Source organism: Pseudomonas sp. G.S.17 (assembly GCF_038096165.1).
In the GTDB taxonomy this organism is placed as follows: domain Bacteria; phylum Pseudomonadota; class Gammaproteobacteria; order Pseudomonadales; family Pseudomonadaceae; genus Aquipseudomonas.
Genome location: NZ_CP151076.1, coordinates 2,451,274 through 2,471,768, shown reverse-complemented (window position 1 = coordinate 2,471,768; position 20,495 = coordinate 2,451,274). Strand labels below are relative to the sequence as shown.

Here is a 20,495-nt window from a genome sequence, read left to right as displayed (position 1 = left end):
TAAAATCCTACAAGCCCCGCGCTTCCATGATCCTTGGCAGATTACCTTCTATCCAGCTCGCCAAGGTATCGACCTGCAACGCCACTTCTTCGCCCAGAGGCGTCAACCGATATTCGACGTGGGGCGGCACCACGGGCAGCGCTTTGCGTTCCACAAAACCATCGTGTTCCAGATTCTGCAGGGTTTGCGAAAGCATTTTCTCGCTGACACCGCCGATCTTGCGACGCAGTTCACTGAAGCGATGCATGCCGCCGCGCAACACCACCAACACCAACACGCCCCAGCGGCTACAGACATGGCTGAGGATAATTCTCGACGGGCAATCGGTGGCCATCAGCTCCCCGGAGCGGGCTTGCATGATGGTCGAACAGAACTCTGTGGGGACCCTGGCACTTTGCGTCATGACACTTACCTTTTTGTACGTACTTACGAAAAGATAGCACGATGCTTATGCTTGGGCTTCACTAAATGCCTAGCAAGGAAATCTGCCATGTACATTGTCACCGGTGCAACCGGCCAGCTCGGCCGCCTGGTAGTCGAACAATTGCTCAAGGTCGTTCCGGCCTCGCAGATCGTCGCGGCGGTGCGCTCTCCGGAAAAAGCCGCCGACCTGATTGCCCTGGGCGTCAAGGTCCGGCATGCCGACTACGCCCGGCCAGAAACCCTGGACAGCGCGTTCAAAGGTGCTGAAAAGCTGCTGCTGATCTCCTCCAGTGAACTGGGCCAACGTGCGGCGCAGCACCAGGCCGTGATCGATGCCGCCAAGCGTGTCGGCGTGCAACTGCTCGCTTATACCAGCGTGCTGCGCGCCGATTCTTCACCCCTGAGCGTGGCCGTCGAACATCGCCAAACCGAGGCGGCGCTGCACAAATCAGGCCTGCCTTTCGTGCTGCTGCGCAACGGCTGGTACACGGAAAACTACACGGCGGGCATCCCCGGCGCATTGGCTCATGGCGCGGTGTTTGGCAGCGCTGGCGGCGGTCGGATCAGTTCCGCGTCGCGAGCTGATTATGCCGCTGCGGCGGTGGCGGTGTTGACCGCCGAGGACAATCAGGCGGGTCGCACCTACGAACTGGCCGGAGACGACTCCTATACGTTGGCCGAATTTGCCGCCGAACTGTCCAGGCAGTCCGGTCAAGCCATCGCCTACACCGACCTGCCTCAAGCTGACTTCGAAGCCGCGTTGATTCAGGCTGGCCTGCCGAGTTTCGTCGCGGCGCTGTTGGCCAACTCGGATGTCGGCGCGTCCAAGGGGGCGCTGTTCGATGAGGGGCATCAGCTCAGTTCGCTGATCGGTCGCCGAACCGTACCACTGGCACAGACCGTCGTGGCTGGACTGAACAACTGATCGTCGTGCCGTTCGCCTTCCTGCAGTTGAGGCGAACGGCATCTTCAAACCGAATGTTTTTTGGCAATGGTGGTCCTAGCTACACGAACAGAGCATTACGCACTGAGCCGTTAGCAAATCAGGAACCACTTATGAACAGTAAATCGCTCATCGCTTGTCTGGCTATTCTTGGCTGCGTTTCTGTCACCAGCGTTGCCGTCCAGGCTCAGGAAAAGCCTGAACCGAAAGTTGAACAATCCAAAGAGAATATCCGCGACCTGGAACTGGGTTCCCGGGCGCCAGCAAAATTCCAGCGGCCTGAAGCCGGCATGAAGGACTGGAGCAAGCACGGCCTCAAAGCGCCGTCCAAAGAAGCCCAGTGGGTCAAGATCAACGACAAATACGTGATGGTGCAGATCACCAACGGCCAGATCACCGAGATCGTGCCGATCAGAAAATAAAGCTGTTGGCGAGGCTTGCCCGCGAATCATCGTCTGGTCGCATTTTTCATCGCCAGAGTTGACGCCTTCGCGGGCAAGCCTCCACGGGTTTTAGAGGAAAATCCCGCCCGACGCCTCGATCCGCTGCCCGTTGATCCACTTCCCGCCGTCACCTAGCAACATGCTGATCGCCGCGCCGATGTCATCGGCTTCGCCGACCCGTCCCAATGCCGTACTGGAAGCAATCATCTGGTTGACTTCAGCATTGTCCCGCACTGTCCCGCCGCCAAAATCCGTCGCAATTGCGCCGGGGGCCAGCACGTTGACGTTGATGCCGCGTGGTCCGAGTTCCTTGGCCAGGTAACGGGTCCAGACTTCGATGGCACCTTTCATCGAGGCATACGCCGCGTAGCCGACCATGCTGAAGCGTGCGAGACCGCTGGATACATTGACGATGCGCCCGCCATCGGCCAGCAACGGCAGCAGTTTCTGGGTCAGGAAAAACGGCCCCTTGAAGTGAATATCCACCAACTGATCGAACTGCGCCTCGCTGGTTTCGGCAAAGCTGTTGTAAATGCCGACGCCCGCATTGTTGACCAGGAAATCAAACTGACTGGCCTGGAAAACCTCCCCAAGCGCCTGGGCAAGCTGCGTACTGAACGCATCGAAACTGCTGCTGTCGCTGACATCCAGTTGCAGCATGTGCGCACGACCGCCAAGCGCCTCAATTTCGGCGACTACGGCCTGGGCTTCGGCCTGCTTGCTGTGATAGGTGCCAATGACATCGACACCTTGAGCCGCCAGGTGCAACGCCGTGCTTTTGCCAAGGCCACGACTGGCACCGGTAATCAAAGCGATTTTCTTGCTCATGGGTATTCCTCGAAGAGAGTGGTCAGGGAGTGGGAACGAGTCTATTGTTCGATCCACTAGCGATAAACTGCTGATAATCGAAATAACTAGACGCTTTAAGCGAACAATTGAAAGAAAGCCGCGCAGAGGATTTATCCATGTCGCTTACACCGCGATGTCGGCCAGCACACAGGATCCTACGGGTTGTGTGATGGGATCAAGGCGACATCTACGGAGATTCATTCGGCTATGAACAAACTGGAACTGTTGCGCACCTTCGTGCGCGTCGCCGAACTGTCGAGTTTTACTCAGGCCAGCGAAGCTTTGGGCCTGCCGCGCTCAACCGTGTCCGAACAGGTCCAGGCTCTCGAGGAACTGCTTGGCACGCGCCTGTTATTGCGAACCACGCGCCGGGTTCAGGTCACGCCTGATGGGCAGCTATTGTATGAACGCAGCAAAGACATGCTAGCGCAGATGGATGAACTTGAAGGCTTGTTCCGCAGCGATTCAATGCTCAGCGGTCGGTTACGGGTCGACATGCCGACCGCCATGGCGCACAACATCCTTCTGCCGCGCCTGAGTGAATTCCTGAGCCTGCATCCCGGGATTGACCTGGAAATCAGCAGCACCGATCGGCGGGTCGATCTGGTGCGCGAAGGCTTCGATTGCGTTTTGCGCATCGGCGAGCTGCCGGACTCGCATCTGGTGGCGCGCAGCCTGGGCGACTTGTCGATGGTCAATTGCGTCGGTGCCGGTTACGCGCGGCAATATGGCGTCCCAACCAGCCTCGCGGAGTTGCAGCAGCATCGCTTGATCAATTATGTGATGGCGTTCGGCGCGAGCACCGCGCACTTCGAATACCAGGATCAGGACAAAACCCACACAGTGGCCATGCCGCACAGCGTGACCGTCAACAATGTTCAGGCCTATGAAGCCGCTTGTCTGGGCAATCTGGGCATCGTCCAGTCGCCGCGCATGGGCATGCGCAAACATCTGCTGCGCGGTGACTTGATTGAAATCCTGCCTGAGTTTCGTCCCGCGCCGATGAAGATTTCCCTGGTGTATGCCCATCGCCGCCATCTACCGGAACGCTGTCGGGTGTTCATGGACTGGTTTCAAGGCTTGATCGAGTTACACAACGCCGCTTGAATGCCGATGCTGGATTGACAGCCCGAACCCCGGATAGGCTAATCTCACTGTCTACTCTTCCTCGGGACTGATTCGGCATGGACCAGGACAGCGCCAAACGCTTGGCCGCACCGTTTTTCTGGCGCGACCCACGCTTGCCTTTCATCAAGGCGCGCTCGGTGGGCGATGGGCGCAAATTCTGTTACGCCAAGCATTCCCACGAAGTGTTTTCCATCGGCGCAATCACCGCCGGGCAAAGCACGTACCTGCATGAGAAGACCAGCCAGCGCGTCCAAACCGGCACAGTGGTGCTGATGAATCCAGGTGATGTGCATGCCTGCAACCCGATTGCCGACCAGCATTGGTCGTATCTCATGCTGTACGTCGACAGCCTGTGGCTACGAAACCTTCAGCACCAGCTGGGTATGGACGCCAACCTTGATTTCCAGCCCATCGCCCAGACTCACAGCAGCTGCGTCGAGCTGTTTCGGGGCATCAATCAGCTGTACGCCACGTTGATCGGCAGCGAAACCGATGTACTCGACAAACAATGCGCTGCGGTTTGCTTCTTCACCCAGATGCAACAGACACTGGGCAGTGCTGTTCTGCATACCGACCAACCCGTGGACCGCGTGGAACGGGCTGCGCAGTACATCAACGATAACTTCAAGGCCGCGATCAGCCTCGACGATATCTGTGGCGCGGCGAATATCTCGGCGTCGTATCTGATTCGCGCCTTCGAACAGCGCTACCACATGACGCCCCATGCCTACCTGATCAATCGACGGATTCAACACGCCCGCACCCAGCTCAAAAGCGGCCGTCTGATCGCCGACGTTGCTCAGGAAACCGGCTTCGCCGATCAGGCGCATTTTCAACGGGCGTTCAAGAAACATCTCGCCGCGACCCCAGGCCAATACAAGCTCTAAGCGGCCAGCAGATAAACAGCGCAGCCCACCAGCAGCAAGGCCATGCAGCGGTTGAACACGCGAATACCCAGCGCACTGCTTAAATAGTGGCGCAGGAAAGTCCCGGCAAAAGCCCAGCACGCCAGGGACAGATAACAAATCACCAGGTAGATCGCGGCAAACTGCCAGATCAGCCGCGCCTCGCCGCTGGCGGCAAAGGCGCCCATCCCGGCAATACACGCCAGCCAGGCTTTGGGGTTGAGCCACTGCATGACTGCGCCGTAGAGCATCGACGGCCGGTCGCTGGCCTGATCGACATTTAGGCGTCCGTTGTCACGGGCCAGTTTCCACGCCATGTACAACAGAAAACCCACCCCTGCCCACTTGATCCCCTGGGTCAGGAACGGCCACTGAATCAGCAACTCTTGCAATCCAAAACCGGTCAACACCAGCAATAACGTAAAGCCCAGGGTCGCGCCAGCCACATGCTGCAACGCCGGTCCCAGCCCAAATCGGGCCCCCGAACTCAAGGCAACGATATTGACCGGTCCCGGCGTGATCGACGAAGCCAGCGCGAAGGCGGCCATGGAAAGAAACACACTCATCTGAATACCCTGACTGAACCCTGGAATGAGTCGATCACGGTAAAGACGCGCACCCACTGCGTATTGAAGAAAATTACCCAGCGACGTGCAAAAAAACCGCCGAGAAGGAACGCAAATGCTGATCATCTGACACCGATAGGGCAGAATTGCGGGCATTGCTTTCCCCACACCGAGTTGCTGAATGATTACCCGCCCACAGAAACCGTCCCTTTGGGCGCTGTTATTTGCCATCCGCGGCACCATCGTGCCGGCGATCTGGCCCAAAGTGCTGTTCACGGTGCTGATCAGTTCGGTGGTGGTTGCTACTCATGGCAAGCTGTTCGATTACAAAGTAGTGCTGACCGCAACGCCATTCACCTTGTGGGGGCTGACGCTGGCGATCTTCCTCGGCTTTCGCAACACCGTGGCTTACCAAAGGTTCTGGGAGGCGCGCACGCTGTGGTCCGAGCTGTCCATCGTGACCCGCAACCTGACCCGGCAAAGCCTGAGCATGATGCCCAACCTGCCGACGAGTGAGCGACGTGCACTCCTTGATGCGCTGATTGCCTTCAGCTACTTGCTCAAGGACTGGCTGCGCGGCGAGAAACCTGGTGAGGACAGCTGTAGGCTGCTGGAGCCTGCCCTGCAACGCGCCACCTTCGACAAGGAAAACCCGCCGAGCGTGCTGCTGGGTCTGATCGGCCAGCGGCTGATGGACCAGGCGCGGCAAAGCAGCATCGGTGATCCGTTGAAAGCCGACATGGATCAGCAGCTGAACCGGTTGTCTTACGTGCTGGGCGGCTGCGAGCGGATCAGCAATACACCGATCCCCTACCCTTACATTCTGATGCTGCACCGCATCGTGCATGTCTATTGCTTCCTGCTGCCGTTCTGCCTGGTGGACAGCATCGGCTGGTTCACGCCGTTTGCGGTGCTGGTATTGGCTTATACTTTTTTCGGACTGGACGCGCTGGGCGACCAGATAGCCGACCCTTTCGACACCCAACCCAATGATCTGCCGTTGAACGCACTGTGCCGTGACATCGAAATCTCGGTGCTGGACATGCTCGACGAACCCGCACCGCCTCGCCTGGAGCCTGTCAATGATGTGCAGCTGTAGCCGCTTCATGGCCTTATCCGGAAAACCTTTCCTTGCCGAGCACACCTATGAACAGCTTTGAGCAATCGATCATCGAAGCCGCGCAGGACGCCACGCTTAACAACACCGACGCAGGGCGCGCCGAAGCCAAGGCTGCGGCCATAGCGGCGGTCGCCGAAATCATGGCGACGACTTCCGGGCTGCAACGCACCCTGGCCCTGGCAGCACTGCTGGACTCTTACTCCGAACAGGAAGACGAGTAATCGGCGGATTGGTTGACTGCTCGCAGGAGACACGGGTTGCTGATTCAAGCACTATGTCGCCCGAATGCGATGCCATCGCCGCAACACTTTATCTGGACGCGACATGACTCCCAACGCTGAACATTACAACCCCGCCACCGAATACGCTGACAAACTGATCAGCCGCATCGGTCAAACGCCCTCGTGGATTGCCAAGCGCATCGGTGTCACCGACAAACGCATGCGCTACATCCTGGAAGGCGAACGTACCGTCAAGGGCGAAACAACCCCGATCCAGATGACCTACACCGAGCAGTTTGCTCTGGAATGCCTGGCCGCCGAGGCCAAGGCGCGCAGCAAATAAACGCTGAACATCCTGCTGACCTCAAAGGCCAAACGATTCGGCTTCTTGAGTCGTAACCCTGAGCATTGATCCTTGAAAGAAATTCAGCAAGACCTGCAAAAAACCGCAAATGATCTGGAAAGTATTTCCCTGAGCCTGGCCGGACACGCGGTGTTTCTCCAGCATTCGATTCACGCCAAGGATGCCGAAGATGTGAGTCGTCAGGTCGTCAAGCTGCAGGATACCGTCGATGATTTACGAACCATTGCCGACCGGATCAAGCCTTGATCCGGGTCTGGCGTCATTACCTTTGGTCCAGTTTAGTCACCGGGAACTGAACCAACGGCGATAACAGGCTATCCCACCTGCATAGCGTTCCAGTCTGTACGCTGTATTTCAGGGTTACGCCATGTCTATCGAGAGCAATTCAGCCTTACTGCAGTCACTGATCGCTCAGCTTTCAATCATTGATTTCAGCTCGTCACTGGCCCTGCGAGGGGATGCCGCAGATAACCTTCTGGGTCTCAGAGACTTGTTCGAGCTGGACATGATTACCGGCAACTTCATTTACGGCGCTCTCAGCGACCCATTAGGTTTGCTGTTTCTCTCCGCCGATCACATTCTGCTGACCAAACGTGGCGCCCTTTTTGCTCTGCATTGAGTAAGTGAGTCAAGCGCTCTTTGCTCAATCCAGAGCTTGCGACAGTGGCCTGGCCACCTGTTCCAGCGATTTGCGCTCGGCCGCTGCGCCCCAGATGCCCTGGACAACTGCCGCCATAATCATCAGGCCCGCCCCGATCAAATAGCCGATCAGCACATTGCTGCGCTCATGGGTCTGGATCAGGTAGCCGAACAGGCTCGGCCCGATGATTCCGCCCAAACCGGTGCCAAAGGCATAGAACACGGCAATCGCCAATGCGCGAATTTCCAGCGGGAAGGTCTCGGCCACCGTCAGGTACGCTGAGCTGGCTGCTGCTGAAGCGAAGAAGAAAATCACCATCCAGGCAATCGCCTGCTGCGTCACATCCAGAACGCCTTGCTGAAACAGGTAGCCGCAGATCGCCAGCAGCACGCCGGAGATCCCGTAGGTCAGGCTGATCATCACCCGACGGCCGATCACATCGAACAAGCGCCCCAGCAGCAGCGGGCCGCAAAAATTGCCCAAGGCCAGCGGCAACACGTACCAGCCGACCTGCTCAGGCGGAACCTGATAGAAATCGGTCAGCACCAGCGCGTAAGTGAAGAAAATCGCGTTATAGAAAAAGGCCTGGGCCGTCAACAGCGTCATGCCAACCAACGCCCGCTGGCGAAACTTGACGAACAAGGTCTGGAATATCTCCCGCAGCGGCGTGTGATCCCTGGCATGTAAACGCAGCGGCGTGCTGGTGACGGCGGTTAATCGATGGCCCTGCTTGATCATGCCTGCTTCGATCTGCTCGACGATGCGTCGCGCTTCATCCGCCTGATTGTGGATCAATAACCAGCGCGGACTTTCCGGCAGCCACAGGCGCATGAACAGGATGATCAGCCCGAGTGCCGCACCGATGCCGAAGCACAACCGCCAGCCCAGATCGCCGCCGACCCATTGCGGATCGAGCAAGACAATCGAGCCTGCCGCCCCCAATGCAGCGCCCAACCAGAACGTGCCATTGATCGTCAGGTCCACCCAGCCACGGTAGCGCGCCGGGGTGAATTCCTGAATGGTCGAGTTGATCGCCGTGTATTCCCCGCCGATGCCCATCCCGGTGAGGAAGCGAAACAGCAGAAAACTTGCGACATTCCAGGAAAATGCCGTCGCTGCAGTAGCACCGACGTAAAGTATCAGGGTGATGAAGAACAACTTGCGACGACCGAGGCGATCGGTCAGCCAGCCAAAGAACAAGGCACCCAGCACAGCGCCGGCGATGTAAACCCCACCCGCCAGGCCGATATCGGTGTTGGACATCTGCAGCAATTCGCTGGACTTGAGCGCGCCTGAAACCGAACCGGCCAGCGTCACTTCCAAGCCGTCGAGCAACCAGGTAATGCCCAGCGCGAACACCAGCAGCGTGTGGAAACGCCCCCAGGGCAGACGATCAAGCCGCGCGGGCAGATCGGTCTCGAAAATTCTGCCCTTTTCGCGTTCGGCACCGGGAAGATTTGCACTCTCGACTTTCAAAGGGCTCGCTCCTGCTCGCAGACGCCTGATGTGCTGACAGGGTTGTGAGTCAAAGGCGCCCGGGGAGTTCAGGTCGTAATCAGCTGATCCAGAACCACAGCAGGGTCAGGTTCGCCGCCGAGATCAGGCCGAACAGGCACCAGGCAGCGGTCTGCACCAAGCGGCTGTTGACGAACGGCCCCATCAAATGCCGGTCGCTGGTGAAACGAATCAACGGCCAGAGGGCGAATGGCAGTTGCAGGCTGAGCACCACCTGACTGAGCACCAGCATCTTGCCCACCGAGCTATCACCGAGCCACATCACGCCGATCAATGCAGGAATCAACGCCAGGGCGCGGGTGATCAACCGCCGCTGCCAGCAGGGAATCTTGGCCTGCAGGAATCCTTCGAGGACCACCTGGCCGGCGATGGTGCCGGTAAACGTCGAACTCTGCCCCGCCGCCAGCAAGGCTATGCCGAACAATACGCTGGCCACGGCACCGCCCACCAACGGGTCAAGCAAGTGATAAGCGTCCTGAATTTCCACCACCTCGGTGTGCCCGCTCTGGTGGAATGCAGCGGCGGCCAGAATCAGGATCGCTGCATTTATCAGCAACGCCAGACTCAGGGAGGCAATGGTGTCGATGCGGGCGAACTTGATCGCGCTGGCCTTGCTGGCGTTATCGCTGCCGTTGACCCGGGTCTGCACCACTGAAGAATGCAGATAGAGGTTATGCGGCATGACGGTCGCGCCGAGGATACCGATGGCGATGTACAACGGCTCCTGGCCACTGAGCACATCCCAACTGGGCTTCAGCCCGGCAAAGACGTCCGGCCAGAATGGCTTGATGAGGATCAGCTCGACCGTAAAACAGGCGCCAATGGTCGCGATCAACCCCAGGACGATGGCCTCCAGACGCCGGACGTTGGCACCCTGCAAGGCCAGCACGATCAGCGTATCGAAGGCGGTCAACGCCACGCCGACGGTGATGGACACGCCGAGTAACAGATGAAAGGCCAACGCTGCGCCCAGCACCTCGGCAAGGTCTGTGGCGACAATCGACAGCTCGGCCAATAACCACTGACCTTTGGCGACGCGCGGGTTGTAACGCGAGGCGGACAACTGCGCAAGATCGCGGCCGGTGGCAATCCCCAGGCGCGAGCACAGGTTCTGCAACACCATGCCCGACAGGCTCGCCAGCACCACCACAAACAACAGCGAATAACCGAAGCGCGAGCCAGCTTCAATGGCGGTTGCCCAGTTGCCGGGGTCCATGTAGCCGATGGAGACCAGCAGGCCGGGGCCGACAAACAGCATCATCTTGCGCGCCAAAGAGGCATTGGCGGGAATGGCGACGCTGTCGGTAACCGCAGACGGGCAAAAGGGTGCAGTGGCAGTGGTAGGCAATTTGAACTTCACGGGGACCATACGGGCAGCGGGACGAGGTGTCGATGTTAAGGTTTTGCGACATATCTTGATACGCAAAAACTTGCTGCCTTCATGGTGTAGATACCGTCTTGATCCTCATCACACCCCTTTGAAGTTGAACAGATCCCGTAGGACCGGCTTCAGCCGGGAGGAGGCAGGTACATTCGCAGCAGTTGCGGCGTCAGACCTTCCGGCCTCCCGGCTAAAGCCGGTCCTACGAATTGCTTCGTGAACAAGATCGCGCCAACCCTCACCCATCGACCGTCAAAACCACCTTCCCTTCAATATGGGATTTTTCCAGGTAATCCTGAGCCGCCGCAGCGTCTTTCAGCGGGAAAGTGACATTGACCTTGACGCTCACCAGCTCGCCCTTGATCAACTGCGCGATGTCTGCAAGCTGCGCCCCACTGGGCTCAACCAGAAAAAAGCGGCTGTTCTTGCCATACGCATCCGGGCGGTTGCGGGCGGGCTCGTTCAAGGTGGAAACCAAGGTGCCGCCACGTCGCAATACAGCCCATGAACGCTGCTGCATTTCGCCGGACACCAGATTGATCACCAGATCGATATTCGAGCAGACATCCTCGAAACGCTCCCTGGTGTAATCGATGACCCGATCCGCGCCCAGTGCGCTGATGAATCGCGCGCTTTTGTCCGAGCCGGTGGCGTAGACCATCGCGCCCTTGGCGGCAGCGAGCTGCACGGCAAAATGCCCGACGCCACCGCTGGCACCCTGGATCAGCACGCGCTGCCCTGCCTCCAGATGGCCGTGATCGAATAACGCCTGCCACGCAGTCTGCGCCGCCAGAGGCACGGCCGCAGCGTGTATGAAATCAAGATTTTCCGGAATCTTTGCCAAATGCTCGACCTTGATGACGGCGTACTCCGCATAACTGGCATCACCGCCGACCATCCCGAAAACCCGATCTCCTTTGGCAAAACTTCCCACACCACTGCCCACTTGCTCGACAACGCCGGAAAAATCCCGGCCCTGGGTGATGGGCAGCTTCTCTGCACTGACCGGCGGAAATTCGCCTTGGCGAATCTTGTAGTCAACCGGGTTAACACTCGCAGCGGCAATTCGTACCAATACTTCACCCACTTGCGGATGAGGGATTTCAATAAATTCGAGTCGCAGCACACTCGAATCACCAAACTGGTGAATCCTTATCGCTTTCATGGTCGCCATGGGGCTGCTTCCTGACAGGTTGATAGGTAATGGGCTGACTACTGGTTCAACGCAGAGGTTCAGCTTAGTTGCCCACGCATCCGGCCAACGGAGCCCAAAAAACGGTATAGCAGCGCTGATCAACCCCGAGTGACCGTTCGGCATAAAAACGTGAAATTTCCGATTGTTCGGCAATTAACAACCAAGATTCGCTATAACCAACCGATCTAAACAATCATTTCAAAATGTTAAAGATCTATCATGTGTGATCCAGTAATTGCGGAATCTGACCCATGACTTCTTTATCACCGGCGGACAGCGTGACGCCGCAACTCCCATCCGATGGGGTTGATCCTGTTCGTGCAGCGTCCATCAGTGCACGCATCGATCGTTTGCCGGCAGTGGCGACGATCTGGCGCCTGATCGCGCTGTTGTCCATTGGCGGTTTTTTCGAGCTTTACGATTTATTCCAGACCGCTTACATCAGTCCGGGCCTGCTGCGTGACGGGATCTTCGCCACCGGCGCACAAGGCGTGTTCGGTTTTTCCGATCAGGCCGCCTTCGCCTCGGCAACCTTTCTCGGGCTCTTTCTCGGTGCCAGCCTGCTCAGCCCGATTGCCGACCGTTTCGGACGTCGGGCCATCTTCACCTTCGCGCTGATCTGGTACACCGTCGCCACCGTGCTGATGGGCGTGCAAAGTTCTGCGCTGGGCATCATTGGCATGCGCTTTCTGGTGGGTATCGGGCTGGGGATCGAGTTGGTGACCATTGACGCTTACCTGTCGGAGCTGGTGCCCAAGCGAATCCGCAGTTCGGCGTTCGCCTTTGCCTTTTTCATTCAGTTCCTTTCGGTTCCGGCCGTTGCCCTGATGTCCTGGTGGCTGGTGCCGCAAGCGCCGTTCGGGATTTCCGGCTGGCGCTGGGTGGTGCTGGCCAGCGCGGTATTCGCGCTGTTCATCTGGTGGCTGCGCTCGCGCCTGCCCGAGTCACCGCGCTGGCTCGCGCAGCATGGGCGCTTCGACGAAGCCGAACGCATCATGGATGACATTGAAGCCAAGTGCCTGCGTGAACACGGCAAGCCGCTGGACGCGCCCGAGCCGGAAGTGGTCGCGGTCGAAGGCCGCGGACGTTTCGCCGACATCTGGAAGCCGCCCTATCGTCGTCGGGCTCTGATGCTGATTGTGTTCCACATCTTCCAGGCCATCGGCTTCTTCGGCTTTGGCAACTGGCTGCCGGCATTGCTCACCGGTCAGGGCGTCAGCCTCACCCACAGTCTGGGTTATGCGTTTGTGATCACCCTCGCCTATCCGCTGGGTCCACTGTTGTTCGTGAAGTTTGCCAATCGCTACGAAAACAAATGGCAGATCGTCGGCTCGGCGCTGGGATCGATGATCTTCGGCACCTTGTTTGCGTTTCAGACCTCGGCCGTAGGCCTGGTGTTTTGCGGGGTGATGATCACCTTCTGCAATGCCTGGCTGAGCTTCAGTTATCACTCTTATCAGGGTGAACTGTTCCCGACCAATATCCGCGCCCGTGCCGTGGGTTTCTGTTACTCCTTCAGCCGGTTATCGACCGTGTTCAGCAGTTTGCTGGTCGGCTTCTTTCTGGAGCATTTCGGCACGCCGGGCGTGTTGGCCTTTATCGTCAGCAGCATGTTGATCGTGATCATCACCATCGGCACGTTCGGCCCGCGCACACGCAACCTGGCGCTGGAAAACATCGCTCACCGCTGATGGGGCATGGTGATTACTGGCGGGGGGGTGCAACCTGCCAGTAGTCAATGGCAGTGAACCGGTTGGATACCTGGCTATCCAAATCCGTATCAATTCCTGACCAACCCACAGATGAGGTGCACCATGGCCGGTTCCCGCCCGGAAAACCCAGATGTCGACCCAGATGAAGTAACCTTTCCCGAAACCGTTCCAGACCCGGTCAGCGAAGAGGAAGACCCGGAAGCCGGGTTTGAGCCGGGAACAGAGCTGGTGCCGGAAAAAGGCGATTTTCATGGCGTGCCCGGCAAGCAGTAGAAAGCGCAGATCCCAGCCCCTGACAGGCTAATGGTAGCCGGCCCACGCCATCGAAGGGTGGCCGGCACCGGGCATCAGCTTTGCGCCCACTCGACATCGGTAATACCGAAATGCTCGGCGTAAGGCTTGGACACGCGGGCGACCTTTTCCAGACGATATTTTGGGATGCGGGCAATGCCGGCATCGACGCTCGCGTGGTGCCAGGCTTCTGCGTTATCCATGCGTTCTGCACTGATATAGAACGATTTGAAGGCGCCATTGAACAGGTAATCAATTCGGTAATGTTTGTACTGGGACATCCAGGCAGTGCCTCATACTGTTTGTTTAGAGCAGTAGATGACCTTTGGCCCGAGCGAAAAATTCAGTCTTTTTTGACCAAATGATCCATCAGCACTCAGTGCGGTTCACCGCAATACCCGGCAAAGACGCTGACGCGCCTAGCGAATACCCAAGCGTCTGGCCAGACGACTGAGGTTGGCGCGGTCGAGCCCCATCTCACGAGCGACATCGACCCATTTACCCTGATGCCGGGCCAGAGCCTCCTCGATCAGCCTGGACTGAAACGCATCGACTGAATCCTTGAGTGTGCCGCCGGGCACCACTGCGATGGGCATTTCCATCGCGGAAGAATGGTTGACAGTGACTTCATCGATCAGGCCCAGCGCGGCAGCCTCAATGGTCAGAATGCGCGGACGCTCCTTATGGGCCGAAAGGGATTTGAGCACCGCGCGGCTGATCAAATGTTCGAGTTCGCGTACGTTACCCGGCCAGGTGTAACTCACCAGCAGTTTCTGCGCGTCGGCGTTCAAGCGCAGGCTGCGCAATCCCATGCGGGCGCGGTTCTCTTCGAGGAAGAAGCCCGCGAGCAGCAGCACGTCGCGGCCCCGCTCACGCAATGGCGGCACCAGAAGCGGATAAACGCTCAGGCGATGATACAGATCGGCCCGGAAACGACCGCTGCGCACCTCCTCGGCCAGATCCCGGTTAGTGGCGGCGATGATCCGCACGTCCACATGGTGCTCCTGATCTGATCCGACCCGCTGCAACTGGCCACTTTGCAAAACCCGCAACAGCTTGGATTGAACGGGAAGCGGTAACTCGCCGACTTCATCAAGGAAAATGGTGCCGCCATCGGCCAGTTCGAATTTGCCGCTGCGACCGTTCACGGCACCGGAAAACGCGCCCTTGACGTGGCCAAACAGCTCGCTCTCCACCAGCATTTCCGGCAGCGCGGCGCAGTTCAGACTGATCAACGGCTTCTGGGCGCGGGGTGAGTTCAAATGAATGGCCTCGGCCACCAGCTCCTTGCCGACCCCGGTTTCCCCGGTGATCAACACCGACAACGCGCTGTTGCCGACCAGCTGAATCTCCTGCTGCATCCGTTTATGTACGACGCTCTGCCCGATCAGTTCCCGAGGACCACGGCCGCCTGCAGCACGTTTATAGACTTCAGCCAGCTGGCGTTGATCTTCAATGCCGCGTGCCAGCTGCTTGATTCGCTCACTGGCCATGACCGTCGCCGCGGCGAGGCTGGCGAACGCTTGCAGATTGTCCAGGTCGACACTGCCGAAACGCGACGGATCCAGGGAATCCAGGGTAATCAGGCCCCAGGGTTTGTCCTGGAAATACAGCGGACAACCCAGGCAGTCATGCACTTCCAGATGGCCCGGATGCCCTTCGACCAGGCCGTCGTACGGGTCCGGCAAATCACAGTCGGTGGAAAAGCGCGTAGGGCCAGGGTTTTCCAGCAACACCTTGAGACGCGGGTGTTCCTCCACTCTGAAACGCCGCCCCAGGGTATCGGCGCTCAGCCCCTGCACCGCAAGCGGAATCAATACGTCGTCTTCAAGTTTGAGCAACGCCACGGCGTCGCACGGCAACAATTGCCGCAGCGCCTGCAGCAAACGCCGATAGCGCTCATCGTCAGGCAATTCCCGACTCAGGTCAGCGACTAAAGGCACCAACGCCGATAACAGAGGATTTGTCATTGCTGTTCCATTCACTATCTGACGACCAGGCGGAGGTCATTATGACTCCATGAAATTTGAAAAAGACAGCGGCACAAAACAATCGGTGACAGCCGACAGGTCGCCGCAATCTCGTTCAGCTATTTATAAAAACAGACCGGTCACCTGCTTATTCAACTTTTTAACGCCCCCATCACTTCGCAAGGAAGTTGAAACACTTCGTTGCCAAACAACGGTTTAAGTGCGCGAATAATTTCTGACGCCAGCACGCTGACGATATAAGCAATGCCGTTTAGTTTTATTGAAGTGGCGAATAATAAATTCCGTTTCATAGTGTTTCAAACCGGCGAAGAGTACATGAACATGGCCAGAATTCAGGGAAGAGTTCTCGAAACTTACCCGCCTTTAGTTGTTGACCTCGATGGCACGTTACTGCGCTCGGACTTGCTCATGGAAACAGCGATGGCCTTGGTGCGCAGCCAACCATTGAAAATTTTCAAGGTGTTCGGCTGGTTGATCAAAGGCAAAGCGGCGCTCAAGGAAGGACTGGCTCTGGCCACGCACATCGACGTCAGCGTGTTGCCTTACGACCCCCAAGTCATTGAACTTATCGAGGCCGAACGCGCCAACGGACGCATGATTATCCTCGCCACCGCCAGCCATGACAGCCTTGCGGTGCGCATCGCCGAACACTTGCAATTGTTTGATCGAGTGGTCGCGTCCAACGCTGAGCGCAACTTGTCCGCACACACTAAACGCGATCTGCTGGTCGGCCATTATGGCGAAGGTGGTTTTGATTATCTGGGCAACTCCCTGGACGATTTGCCGATCTGGGGAGCAGCGCGACAAGCGTTTGTGGTCAACCCCGAGTCCGGTGTCGAGCGTCGCGCCAAGGCGCAGGGTAATGTCGAGAAAGTCATTCATTCCAATGTCTCCACCTTGCGGGACTGGCGCAAAGCGCTGCGCATGCACCAGTGGCTGAAAAACGCGCTGATCTTTATCCCGCTACTCGCGGCTCATCAAATAAACCAGCCTTTCCAGTTATTAAACGGCGTGCTGGCTTTCCTGTTTTTCGGCCTTTGCGCGTCCAGCGTGTACGTGCTCAATGACCTGCTGGACCTGGCCGATGATCGCCATCACCAAAGCAAGCGCAAACGTCCATTCGCCTGCGGCAAATTGTCGATCAAGGCCGGGCTGGCTGTCGTCCCACTGCTGCTGATCGCGGCATTTGGCGGTGCCACCTTGCTCTTGCCCTGGCAATTCAGCGCCGTGTTGGGCGCTTATTACCTGCTGACGCTGGCGTATTCGCTGTACCTGAAACGGCAAATGGCGGTGGATGTCATCGTGCTGGCCATGCTCTACACCGCGCGAATTCTGGCCGGTGCCGCCGCGTTTGGCTTGCCGCTGACGTTCTGGATTCTGGCATTCTCGATGTTCATCTTCCTCAGCCTGGCGCTGGTCAAGCGCTATGCCGAACTGCGCGAAGCCCGGGCCAAGGACCTGAAGGAAATGACCCGAGGTCGAGGTTATTACCCCGGCGACCTGGACATGATTGCTGCCCTTGGCGCTTCGTCCGGGCACTTGGCGGTCATGGTCCTGGCGCTGTACATCCACGAAGGCACGACCATCATCCAGTACGCCCGCCCGCATGTGATCTGGCTGGCTTGCCCGCTGCTGTTGTTCTGGATTACCCGGGTCTGGATGCTGACCCATCGCGGCCTGATGAACGATGACCCGGTGGTGTTCGCCATTCGCGACCGCATCAGCCAAGGCATCGGTGCGTTGTTGGCGATAGTGTTCTGGGTTGCCATATGAGTGCGCCTTTGTATTCCTGGGGCCGATATCCCCTGACGCCGCAAAACGGCCATGCCTGCAACTGGATTGACGACCTGACCGCGCACGCCAAGGGCGTCATCGCCGAACATCAGACCAGCCTGCCCTACGGCAACGGGCGCAGCTACGGTGACAGCTGCCTGGCGGCCAGTGATCAGGTGCTGGACATGCGCGCCTTGAATCGCTTCATCCGCGCCGACTGGGACAAAGGCATTGTGCGCGTCGAATCCGGTGTGACACTTGCGCAAATCCTCGCCGCAGCGATTCCCCACGGGTGGTTTCTGCCCGTGACACCGGGTACACAATTCGCCACCGTGGGCGGTGCCATTGCCAATGACGTGCACGGCAAAAACCATCATTTGCGCGGCACCTTTGGCAGTCATGTCATGCGCTTCGGCCTGCTGCGGCATCGCGACGGCGCATTGATGTGTTCACCGGGCGAAAACGCGCGCTACTACGCCGCGACTATTGGCGGCCTGGGCCTGACCGGCATCATCAGCTGGGCGGATCTGCAGTTGATGCCGATTCGCGCCAGCCAAATCGACAGCACGGTGGTGCGTTTTGCCAACCTGACGGAATTCTTCAGCCTCTCCACCGAACTGGATCATCTTCACGAATACAGCGTGGCGTGGATCGACTGCCTGGCCAAAGGCGCCAACACCGGGCGCGGGGTATTCATCGTTGGCGATCATGCGCGCTATGGCTCACTTGAAGTGGGCAATAGATCAAATCTGAAAATCCCGCTCACGCCGCCCGTTTCGCTGATCAACAACCTGTCGTTACGCGCCTTCAACGCCATTTACTGGCGCGCCCATCCCGGCCAGCGCACGCCGAAACGCACCCCGTACGAGCCGTTTTTCTACCCGCTGGATCGCGTCCGGCACTGGAATCGAATCTACGGTCGCAGCGGCTTTCAGCAGTATCAATGTGTGGTTCCCGAAGGCAACGCTGAAGTCGCCATGCGCGCGCTGTTGGACGCCATTGCCGATTTCGGCCAGGGCTCTTTTCTGGCGGTGCTCAAGCGCTGCGGCGACATTGCTTCGCCGGGCCTGCTGTCATTCCCCATGCCGGGCACGTCGCTGGCGCTGGACTTCCCCCACAGCGATGAATTGATCAACAGGCTGTTCCCGCGTCTGGACGCCATTGTCCGGGAGGCGGGCGGCCGACTGTATCCGGCCAAGGACGCGCACATGAGCGGCAGTGATTTCCGCCAGGCGTATCCGGCCTGGGAGCGGCTGGAAGCGCTGCGCGATCCCTCTTTGATGTCCCGCTTCTGGAAACGAGTGAGCCTATGAAACGAGTCTTGATAATCGGCGCTACTTCAGCCATCGCCACTGCCTGCGCTCGTCTGTGGGCCAGCGAAGGCAGTGATTTCTTCCTCGTGGCACGCAACGCCGCCAAGCTGGAACAGACCGCCGCCGACCTGAAAGGCCGTGGCGCCAAAGTCATCACGCTGCATGAAATGGACGCCACTGACTTCGCCGCACACCCGGCCATGCTTGAACAGTGCCTGATGGCGCTGGGGCAGATCGATGTGGCGCTGATTGCTCACGGCACCCTGCCCGATCAGAAAGCTTGCGAGCGCGACGTCGGCGTCGCCTTGCAGGAACTCGTCAACAATGGCACCTCGGTAATCGCCCTGCTGAGTTTGCTGGCCAATCAGTTTGAAACCCAGCGCTGCGGCAGCCTGGCGGTGATTTCTTCAGTGGCCGGTGATCGTGGTCGCCCTTCCAACTATGTCTATGGCGCGGCCAAAGCTGCCGTCTCGACCTTCAGCGAAGGCTTGCAGGCGCGGCTGTTCAAGGTCGGAGTGCACGTGCTGACAATCAAGCCGGGCTTCGTCGACACGCCAATGACGCAAGGTTTGTCGCTGCCTGCGGCCTTGCTCGCGCAACCCGAGCAGGTCGCCCAGCGCATTGTCGCCGGCATCGCCCGCAAATCGCCGACGCTCTACACGCCGGGGTTCTGGGCGCTGATCATGTGGGTCATCCGCTCCATTCCGCAGCCAGTCTTCAAAAGGCTGAATCTATGAATGAGTCACCTTACCTGTCCGGCTGGCGCTACCGTGCGGTGGTGCTGTCGGTGGTGGGCTCGGCGATCGCCTACCTGGGCTTTTCCCTATGGGGCGGCTGGCATGCGGTAAGCCATGCGGTGGGCGAAGTCGGCGTGGTCGGCATACTCGCGGCGCTGCTGCTGTCGTCGTTCAATTACGGCCTGCGGTTTCTGCGCTGGCAGACTTACCTGCGCGTGCTGGGCCATCCTGTGGCATGGCAACCGAGCCTGAATATTTACCTGGCCGGTTTTGCCCTGACCACCACGCCCGGCAAGGCGGGCGAAGCGTTGCGCGGCGTGCTGCTCAAGCGCTGGGGTGTGCCTTATCCGCTGAGTTTCGCGGCGTTTTTCAGCGAGCGGCTGTCGGACCTGTTTGCAGTGGTGCTGCTGACCTTGTTCGGCCTGTCGCTGTATCCGGACGCGCGGCCGATGATCGTGGCGGGTATCAGCCTGGTGCTGATCGGTCTGCTGATCCTGTCCCAGAGACGCCTGCTGGAACGCCTGGCTTTGGCAATGCCAGCACAAGGCGGCAAATTGATCGGCCTGGCGCGGCAGCTGATTCAAGTGCTGATCGCTGCCCAGCGCTGCCATCGCCTGAGCCTGCTGATCGGCGTTACGACCCTGAGCGTGGTGGCCTGGAGCGCTGAGGCGTTGGCTTTTCACTGGATACTGAACTGGATGGGCGCCGACATCGAGCTGAACTTTGCCGTCTTTGTGTACGCCCTGGCGATGCTGGCCGGGGCCATCAGCTTCATGCCTGGCGGTCTCGGCGGCGCGGAAGCGGTGATGGTCGGCTTGTTGGTCTGGAAAGGCATGTCCAGCGCCGATGCAATCGCCGCGACCGTGGTTATTCGCCTCGCAACCTTGTGGTTCGCAGTCGGTATTGGCGCGGTGATGCTGCTCAAGCTCAAGTCGGCACACGCCCTTGATCCGCAAATCACCGGGCAAGCCGCCGAATAACCGGC

At 58.7% G+C, this 20,495-nt stretch carries 24 protein-coding genes; 15 read left to right on the top strand and 9 right to left on the bottom strand.

Features of this window, described 5'->3' with window-relative positions:
- Positions 1–7: 7 nt before the first annotated feature.
- A complete protein-coding gene (locus AABC73_RS11495) occupies positions 8–403 on the bottom strand; it encodes a helix-turn-helix domain-containing protein (protein WP_341523675.1) in 396 nt (131 codons plus the stop codon).
- An 87-nt stretch (positions 404–490) separates the two neighbouring features.
- Here AABC73_RS11495 and AABC73_RS11490 point away from each other — a divergent pair, with 87 nt between their 5' ends.
- Complete coding sequence (locus AABC73_RS11490; RefSeq protein ID WP_341523674.1) at positions 491–1,348, top strand: SDR family oxidoreductase; 858 nt, start codon at positions 491–493, stop codon at positions 1,346–1,348.
- Positions 1,349–1,479: 131 nt separating this feature from the next.
- Entirely contained in the window at positions 1,480–1,788 is a 309-nt protein-coding gene (locus AABC73_RS11485) for an RcnB family protein (protein WP_331152133.1), read from the top strand.
- Between the two features lie 90 nt (positions 1,789–1,878).
- Here the strand turns inward: AABC73_RS11485 and AABC73_RS11480 are convergent, their stop codons facing one another.
- Positions 1,879–2,637: an SDR family oxidoreductase gene (locus AABC73_RS11480; RefSeq protein WP_341523673.1), complete on the bottom strand. Its 759-nt coding sequence runs from the start codon at positions 2,635–2,637 to the stop codon at positions 1,879–1,881.
- Positions 2,638–2,865: 228 nt separating this feature from the next.
- Here AABC73_RS11480 and AABC73_RS11475 point away from each other — a divergent pair, with 228 nt between their 5' ends.
- Entirely contained in the window at positions 2,866–3,765 is a 900-nt protein-coding gene (locus tag AABC73_RS11475) for a LysR substrate-binding domain-containing protein (protein ID WP_341523672.1), read from the top strand.
- Between the two features lie 77 nt (positions 3,766–3,842).
- On the top strand, positions 3,843–4,673 hold the full coding sequence (locus AABC73_RS11470; protein ID WP_341523671.1) for an AraC family transcriptional regulator: 831 nt from the start codon (positions 3,843–3,845) through the stop codon (positions 4,671–4,673).
- Here the strand turns inward: AABC73_RS11470 and AABC73_RS11465 are convergent.
- Positions 4,670–5,257, bottom strand: coding sequence for a LysE family translocator (locus AABC73_RS11465; protein WP_341523670.1), 588 nt, complete (start codon positions 5,255–5,257; stop codon positions 4,670–4,672). The two genes, AABC73_RS11470 and AABC73_RS11465, sit on opposite strands and share 4 nt — an antisense overlap.
- Before the next feature lie 181 nt (positions 5,258–5,438).
- Here AABC73_RS11465 and AABC73_RS11460 point away from each other — a divergent pair, with 181 nt between their 5' ends.
- From AABC73_RS11460 to AABC73_RS11440, 5 genes are all read left to right on the top strand, one after another.
- Positions 5,439–6,356, top strand: coding sequence for a bestrophin family protein (locus tag AABC73_RS11460; protein ID WP_341523669.1), 918 nt, complete (start codon positions 5,439–5,441; stop codon positions 6,354–6,356).
- A gap of 47 nt (positions 6,357–6,403) precedes the next feature.
- Complete coding sequence (locus AABC73_RS11455; RefSeq protein ID WP_341523668.1) at positions 6,404–6,598, top strand: hypothetical protein; 195 nt, start codon at positions 6,404–6,406, stop codon at positions 6,596–6,598.
- 103 nt (positions 6,599–6,701) lie between these two features.
- Positions 6,702–6,941, top strand: coding sequence for a hypothetical protein (locus AABC73_RS11450; protein WP_065834293.1), 240 nt, complete (start codon positions 6,702–6,704; stop codon positions 6,939–6,941).
- Positions 6,942–7,013: 72 nt separating this feature from the next.
- Positions 7,014–7,208 carry a hypothetical protein gene (locus AABC73_RS11445; protein ID WP_341523667.1) on the top strand — a complete coding sequence of 65 codons (195 nt, stop codon included), beginning with the start codon at positions 7,014–7,016 and terminating at the stop codon, positions 7,206–7,208.
- A gap of 121 nt (positions 7,209–7,329) precedes the next feature.
- Complete coding sequence (locus AABC73_RS11440; RefSeq protein ID WP_341523666.1) at positions 7,330–7,581, top strand: hypothetical protein; 252 nt, start codon at positions 7,330–7,332, stop codon at positions 7,579–7,581.
- A gap of 24 nt (positions 7,582–7,605) precedes the next feature.
- Here AABC73_RS11440 and AABC73_RS11435 read toward each other — a convergent pair whose 3' ends face one another.
- The 3 genes from AABC73_RS11435 to AABC73_RS11425 all read right to left on the bottom strand — a co-directional run bounded on the left by AABC73_RS11435 (position 7,606) and on the right by AABC73_RS11425 (position 11,672).
- Entirely contained in the window at positions 7,606–9,078 is a 1,473-nt protein-coding gene (locus AABC73_RS11435) for an MFS transporter (RefSeq protein ID WP_341523665.1), read from the bottom strand.
- A gap of 79 nt (positions 9,079–9,157) precedes the next feature.
- On the bottom strand, positions 9,158–10,477 hold the full coding sequence (locus AABC73_RS11430) for an Nramp family divalent metal transporter (protein ID WP_341523664.1): 1,320 nt from the start codon (positions 10,475–10,477) through the stop codon (positions 9,158–9,160).
- A 259-nt stretch (positions 10,478–10,736) separates the two neighbouring features.
- On the bottom strand, positions 10,737–11,672 hold the full coding sequence (locus AABC73_RS11425) for an NADP-dependent oxidoreductase (protein ID WP_341523663.1): 936 nt from the start codon (positions 11,670–11,672) through the stop codon (positions 10,737–10,739).
- A gap of 272 nt (positions 11,673–11,944) precedes the next feature.
- Between AABC73_RS11425 and AABC73_RS11420 the strand changes: the two genes are divergently transcribed.
- Positions 11,945–13,384 carry an MFS transporter gene (locus AABC73_RS11420; protein ID WP_341523662.1) on the top strand — a complete coding sequence of 480 codons (1,440 nt, stop codon included), beginning with the start codon at positions 11,945–11,947 and terminating at the stop codon, positions 13,382–13,384.
- 123 nt (positions 13,385–13,507) lie between these two features.
- The gene (locus tag AABC73_RS11415) at positions 13,508–13,678 is read left to right on the top strand and encodes a hypothetical protein (RefSeq protein WP_331152146.1); all 171 of its coding nucleotides are present in this window, start codon (positions 13,508–13,510) and stop codon (positions 13,676–13,678) included.
- A gap of 74 nt (positions 13,679–13,752) precedes the next feature.
- Here the strand turns inward: AABC73_RS11415 and AABC73_RS11410 are convergent, their stop codons facing one another.
- From AABC73_RS11410 to AABC73_RS11400, 3 genes are all read right to left on the bottom strand, one after another.
- Positions 13,753–13,977, bottom strand: coding sequence for a DUF6555 family protein (locus AABC73_RS11410; RefSeq protein WP_331152147.1), 225 nt, complete (start codon positions 13,975–13,977; stop codon positions 13,753–13,755).
- A 138-nt stretch (positions 13,978–14,115) separates the two neighbouring features.
- On the bottom strand, positions 14,116–15,666 hold the full coding sequence (norR, locus tag AABC73_RS11405; RefSeq protein ID WP_341523661.1) for a nitric oxide reductase transcriptional regulator NorR: 1,551 nt from the start codon (positions 15,664–15,666) through the stop codon (positions 14,116–14,118).
- Between the two features lie 152 nt (positions 15,667–15,818).
- The gene (locus AABC73_RS11400; protein ID WP_341523660.1) at positions 15,819–15,977 is read right to left on the bottom strand and encodes a hypothetical protein; all 159 of its coding nucleotides are present in this window, start codon (positions 15,975–15,977) and stop codon (positions 15,819–15,821) included.
- Positions 15,978–16,008: 31 nt separating this feature from the next.
- Here AABC73_RS11400 and AABC73_RS11395 point away from each other — a divergent pair, with 31 nt between their 5' ends.
- The 4 genes from AABC73_RS11395 to AABC73_RS11380 are packed head-to-tail and all read left to right on the top strand — an operon-like array spanning position 16,009 to position 20,490.
- Entirely contained in the window at positions 16,009–17,460 is a 1,452-nt protein-coding gene (locus tag AABC73_RS11395; protein ID WP_341523659.1) for a UbiA family prenyltransferase, read from the top strand.
- Positions 17,457–18,773, top strand: coding sequence for an FAD-binding oxidoreductase (locus AABC73_RS11390; RefSeq protein ID WP_341523658.1), 1,317 nt, complete (start codon positions 17,457–17,459; stop codon positions 18,771–18,773). The genes AABC73_RS11395 and AABC73_RS11390 overlap by 4 nt, the downstream gene beginning before the upstream one ends.
- Positions 18,770–19,510 (top strand): SDR family oxidoreductase, encoded by a 741-nt coding sequence (locus tag AABC73_RS11385; protein WP_341523657.1) that lies wholly within the window; start codon positions 18,770–18,772, stop codon positions 19,508–19,510. The genes AABC73_RS11390 and AABC73_RS11385 overlap by 4 nt, the downstream gene beginning before the upstream one ends.
- Entirely contained in the window at positions 19,507–20,490 is a 984-nt protein-coding gene (locus AABC73_RS11380; RefSeq protein WP_341523656.1) for a lysylphosphatidylglycerol synthase transmembrane domain-containing protein, read from the top strand. Before AABC73_RS11385 ends, AABC73_RS11380 begins: the two co-directional genes overlap by 4 nt.
- Positions 20,491–20,495: the final 5 nt, after the last annotated feature.

What these genes read in the sequence shown, in the direction of transcription:
- AABC73_RS11485 (WP_331152133.1), top strand. Translation starts at nt 1,480, where the DNA reads ATGAACAGTAAATCGCTCATCGCTTGTCTGGCTATTCTTGGCTGCGTT.
- AABC73_RS11400 (WP_341523660.1), bottom strand. Translation starts at nt 15,977, where the DNA reads ATGAAACGGAATTTATTATTCGCCACTTCAATAAAACTAAACGGCATT.
- AABC73_RS11490 (WP_341523674.1), top strand. Translation starts at nt 491, where the DNA reads ATGTACATTGTCACCGGTGCAACCGGCCAGCTCGGCCGCCTGGTAGTC.
- AABC73_RS11475 (WP_341523672.1), top strand. Translation starts at nt 2,866, where the DNA reads ATGAACAAACTGGAACTGTTGCGCACCTTCGTGCGCGTCGCCGAACTG.
- AABC73_RS11495 (WP_341523675.1), bottom strand. Translation starts at nt 403, where the DNA reads ATGACGCAAAGTGCCAGGGTCCCCACAGAGTTCTGTTCGACCATCATG.
- AABC73_RS11385 (WP_341523657.1), top strand. Translation starts at nt 18,770, where the DNA reads ATGAAACGAGTCTTGATAATCGGCGCTACTTCAGCCATCGCCACTGCC.
- AABC73_RS11425 (WP_341523663.1), bottom strand. Translation starts at nt 11,672, where the DNA reads ATGGCGACCATGAAAGCGATAAGGATTCACCAGTTTGGTGATTCGAGT.
- AABC73_RS11480 (WP_341523673.1), bottom strand. Translation starts at nt 2,637, where the DNA reads ATGAGCAAGAAAATCGCTTTGATTACCGGTGCCAGTCGTGGCCTTGGC.
- AABC73_RS11410 (WP_331152147.1), bottom strand. Translation starts at nt 13,977, where the DNA reads ATGTCCCAGTACAAACATTACCGAATTGATTACCTGTTCAATGGCGCC.
- AABC73_RS11390 (WP_341523658.1), top strand. Translation starts at nt 17,457, where the DNA reads ATGAGTGCGCCTTTGTATTCCTGGGGCCGATATCCCCTGACGCCGCAA.
- AABC73_RS11460 (WP_341523669.1), top strand. Translation starts at nt 5,439, where the DNA reads ATGATTACCCGCCCACAGAAACCGTCCCTTTGGGCGCTGTTATTTGCC.
- AABC73_RS11415 (WP_331152146.1), top strand. Translation starts at nt 13,508, where the DNA reads ATGGCCGGTTCCCGCCCGGAAAACCCAGATGTCGACCCAGATGAAGTA.
- AABC73_RS11420 (WP_341523662.1), top strand. Translation starts at nt 11,945, where the DNA reads ATGACTTCTTTATCACCGGCGGACAGCGTGACGCCGCAACTCCCATCC.
- AABC73_RS11380 (WP_341523656.1), top strand. Translation starts at nt 19,507, where the DNA reads ATGAATGAGTCACCTTACCTGTCCGGCTGGCGCTACCGTGCGGTGGTG.
- AABC73_RS11470 (WP_341523671.1), top strand. Translation starts at nt 3,843, where the DNA reads ATGGACCAGGACAGCGCCAAACGCTTGGCCGCACCGTTTTTCTGGCGC.
- AABC73_RS11450 (WP_065834293.1), top strand. Translation starts at nt 6,702, where the DNA reads ATGACTCCCAACGCTGAACATTACAACCCCGCCACCGAATACGCTGAC.
- AABC73_RS11395 (WP_341523659.1), top strand. Translation starts at nt 16,009, where the DNA reads ATGGCCAGAATTCAGGGAAGAGTTCTCGAAACTTACCCGCCTTTAGTT.
- norR (WP_341523661.1), bottom strand. Translation starts at nt 15,666, where the DNA reads ATGACAAATCCTCTGTTATCGGCGTTGGTGCCTTTAGTCGCTGACCTG.
- AABC73_RS11455 (WP_341523668.1), top strand. Translation starts at nt 6,404, where the DNA reads ATGAACAGCTTTGAGCAATCGATCATCGAAGCCGCGCAGGACGCCACG.
- AABC73_RS11465 (WP_341523670.1), bottom strand. Translation starts at nt 5,257, where the DNA reads ATGAGTGTGTTTCTTTCCATGGCCGCCTTCGCGCTGGCTTCGTCGATC.
- AABC73_RS11440 (WP_341523666.1), top strand. Translation starts at nt 7,330, where the DNA reads ATGTCTATCGAGAGCAATTCAGCCTTACTGCAGTCACTGATCGCTCAG.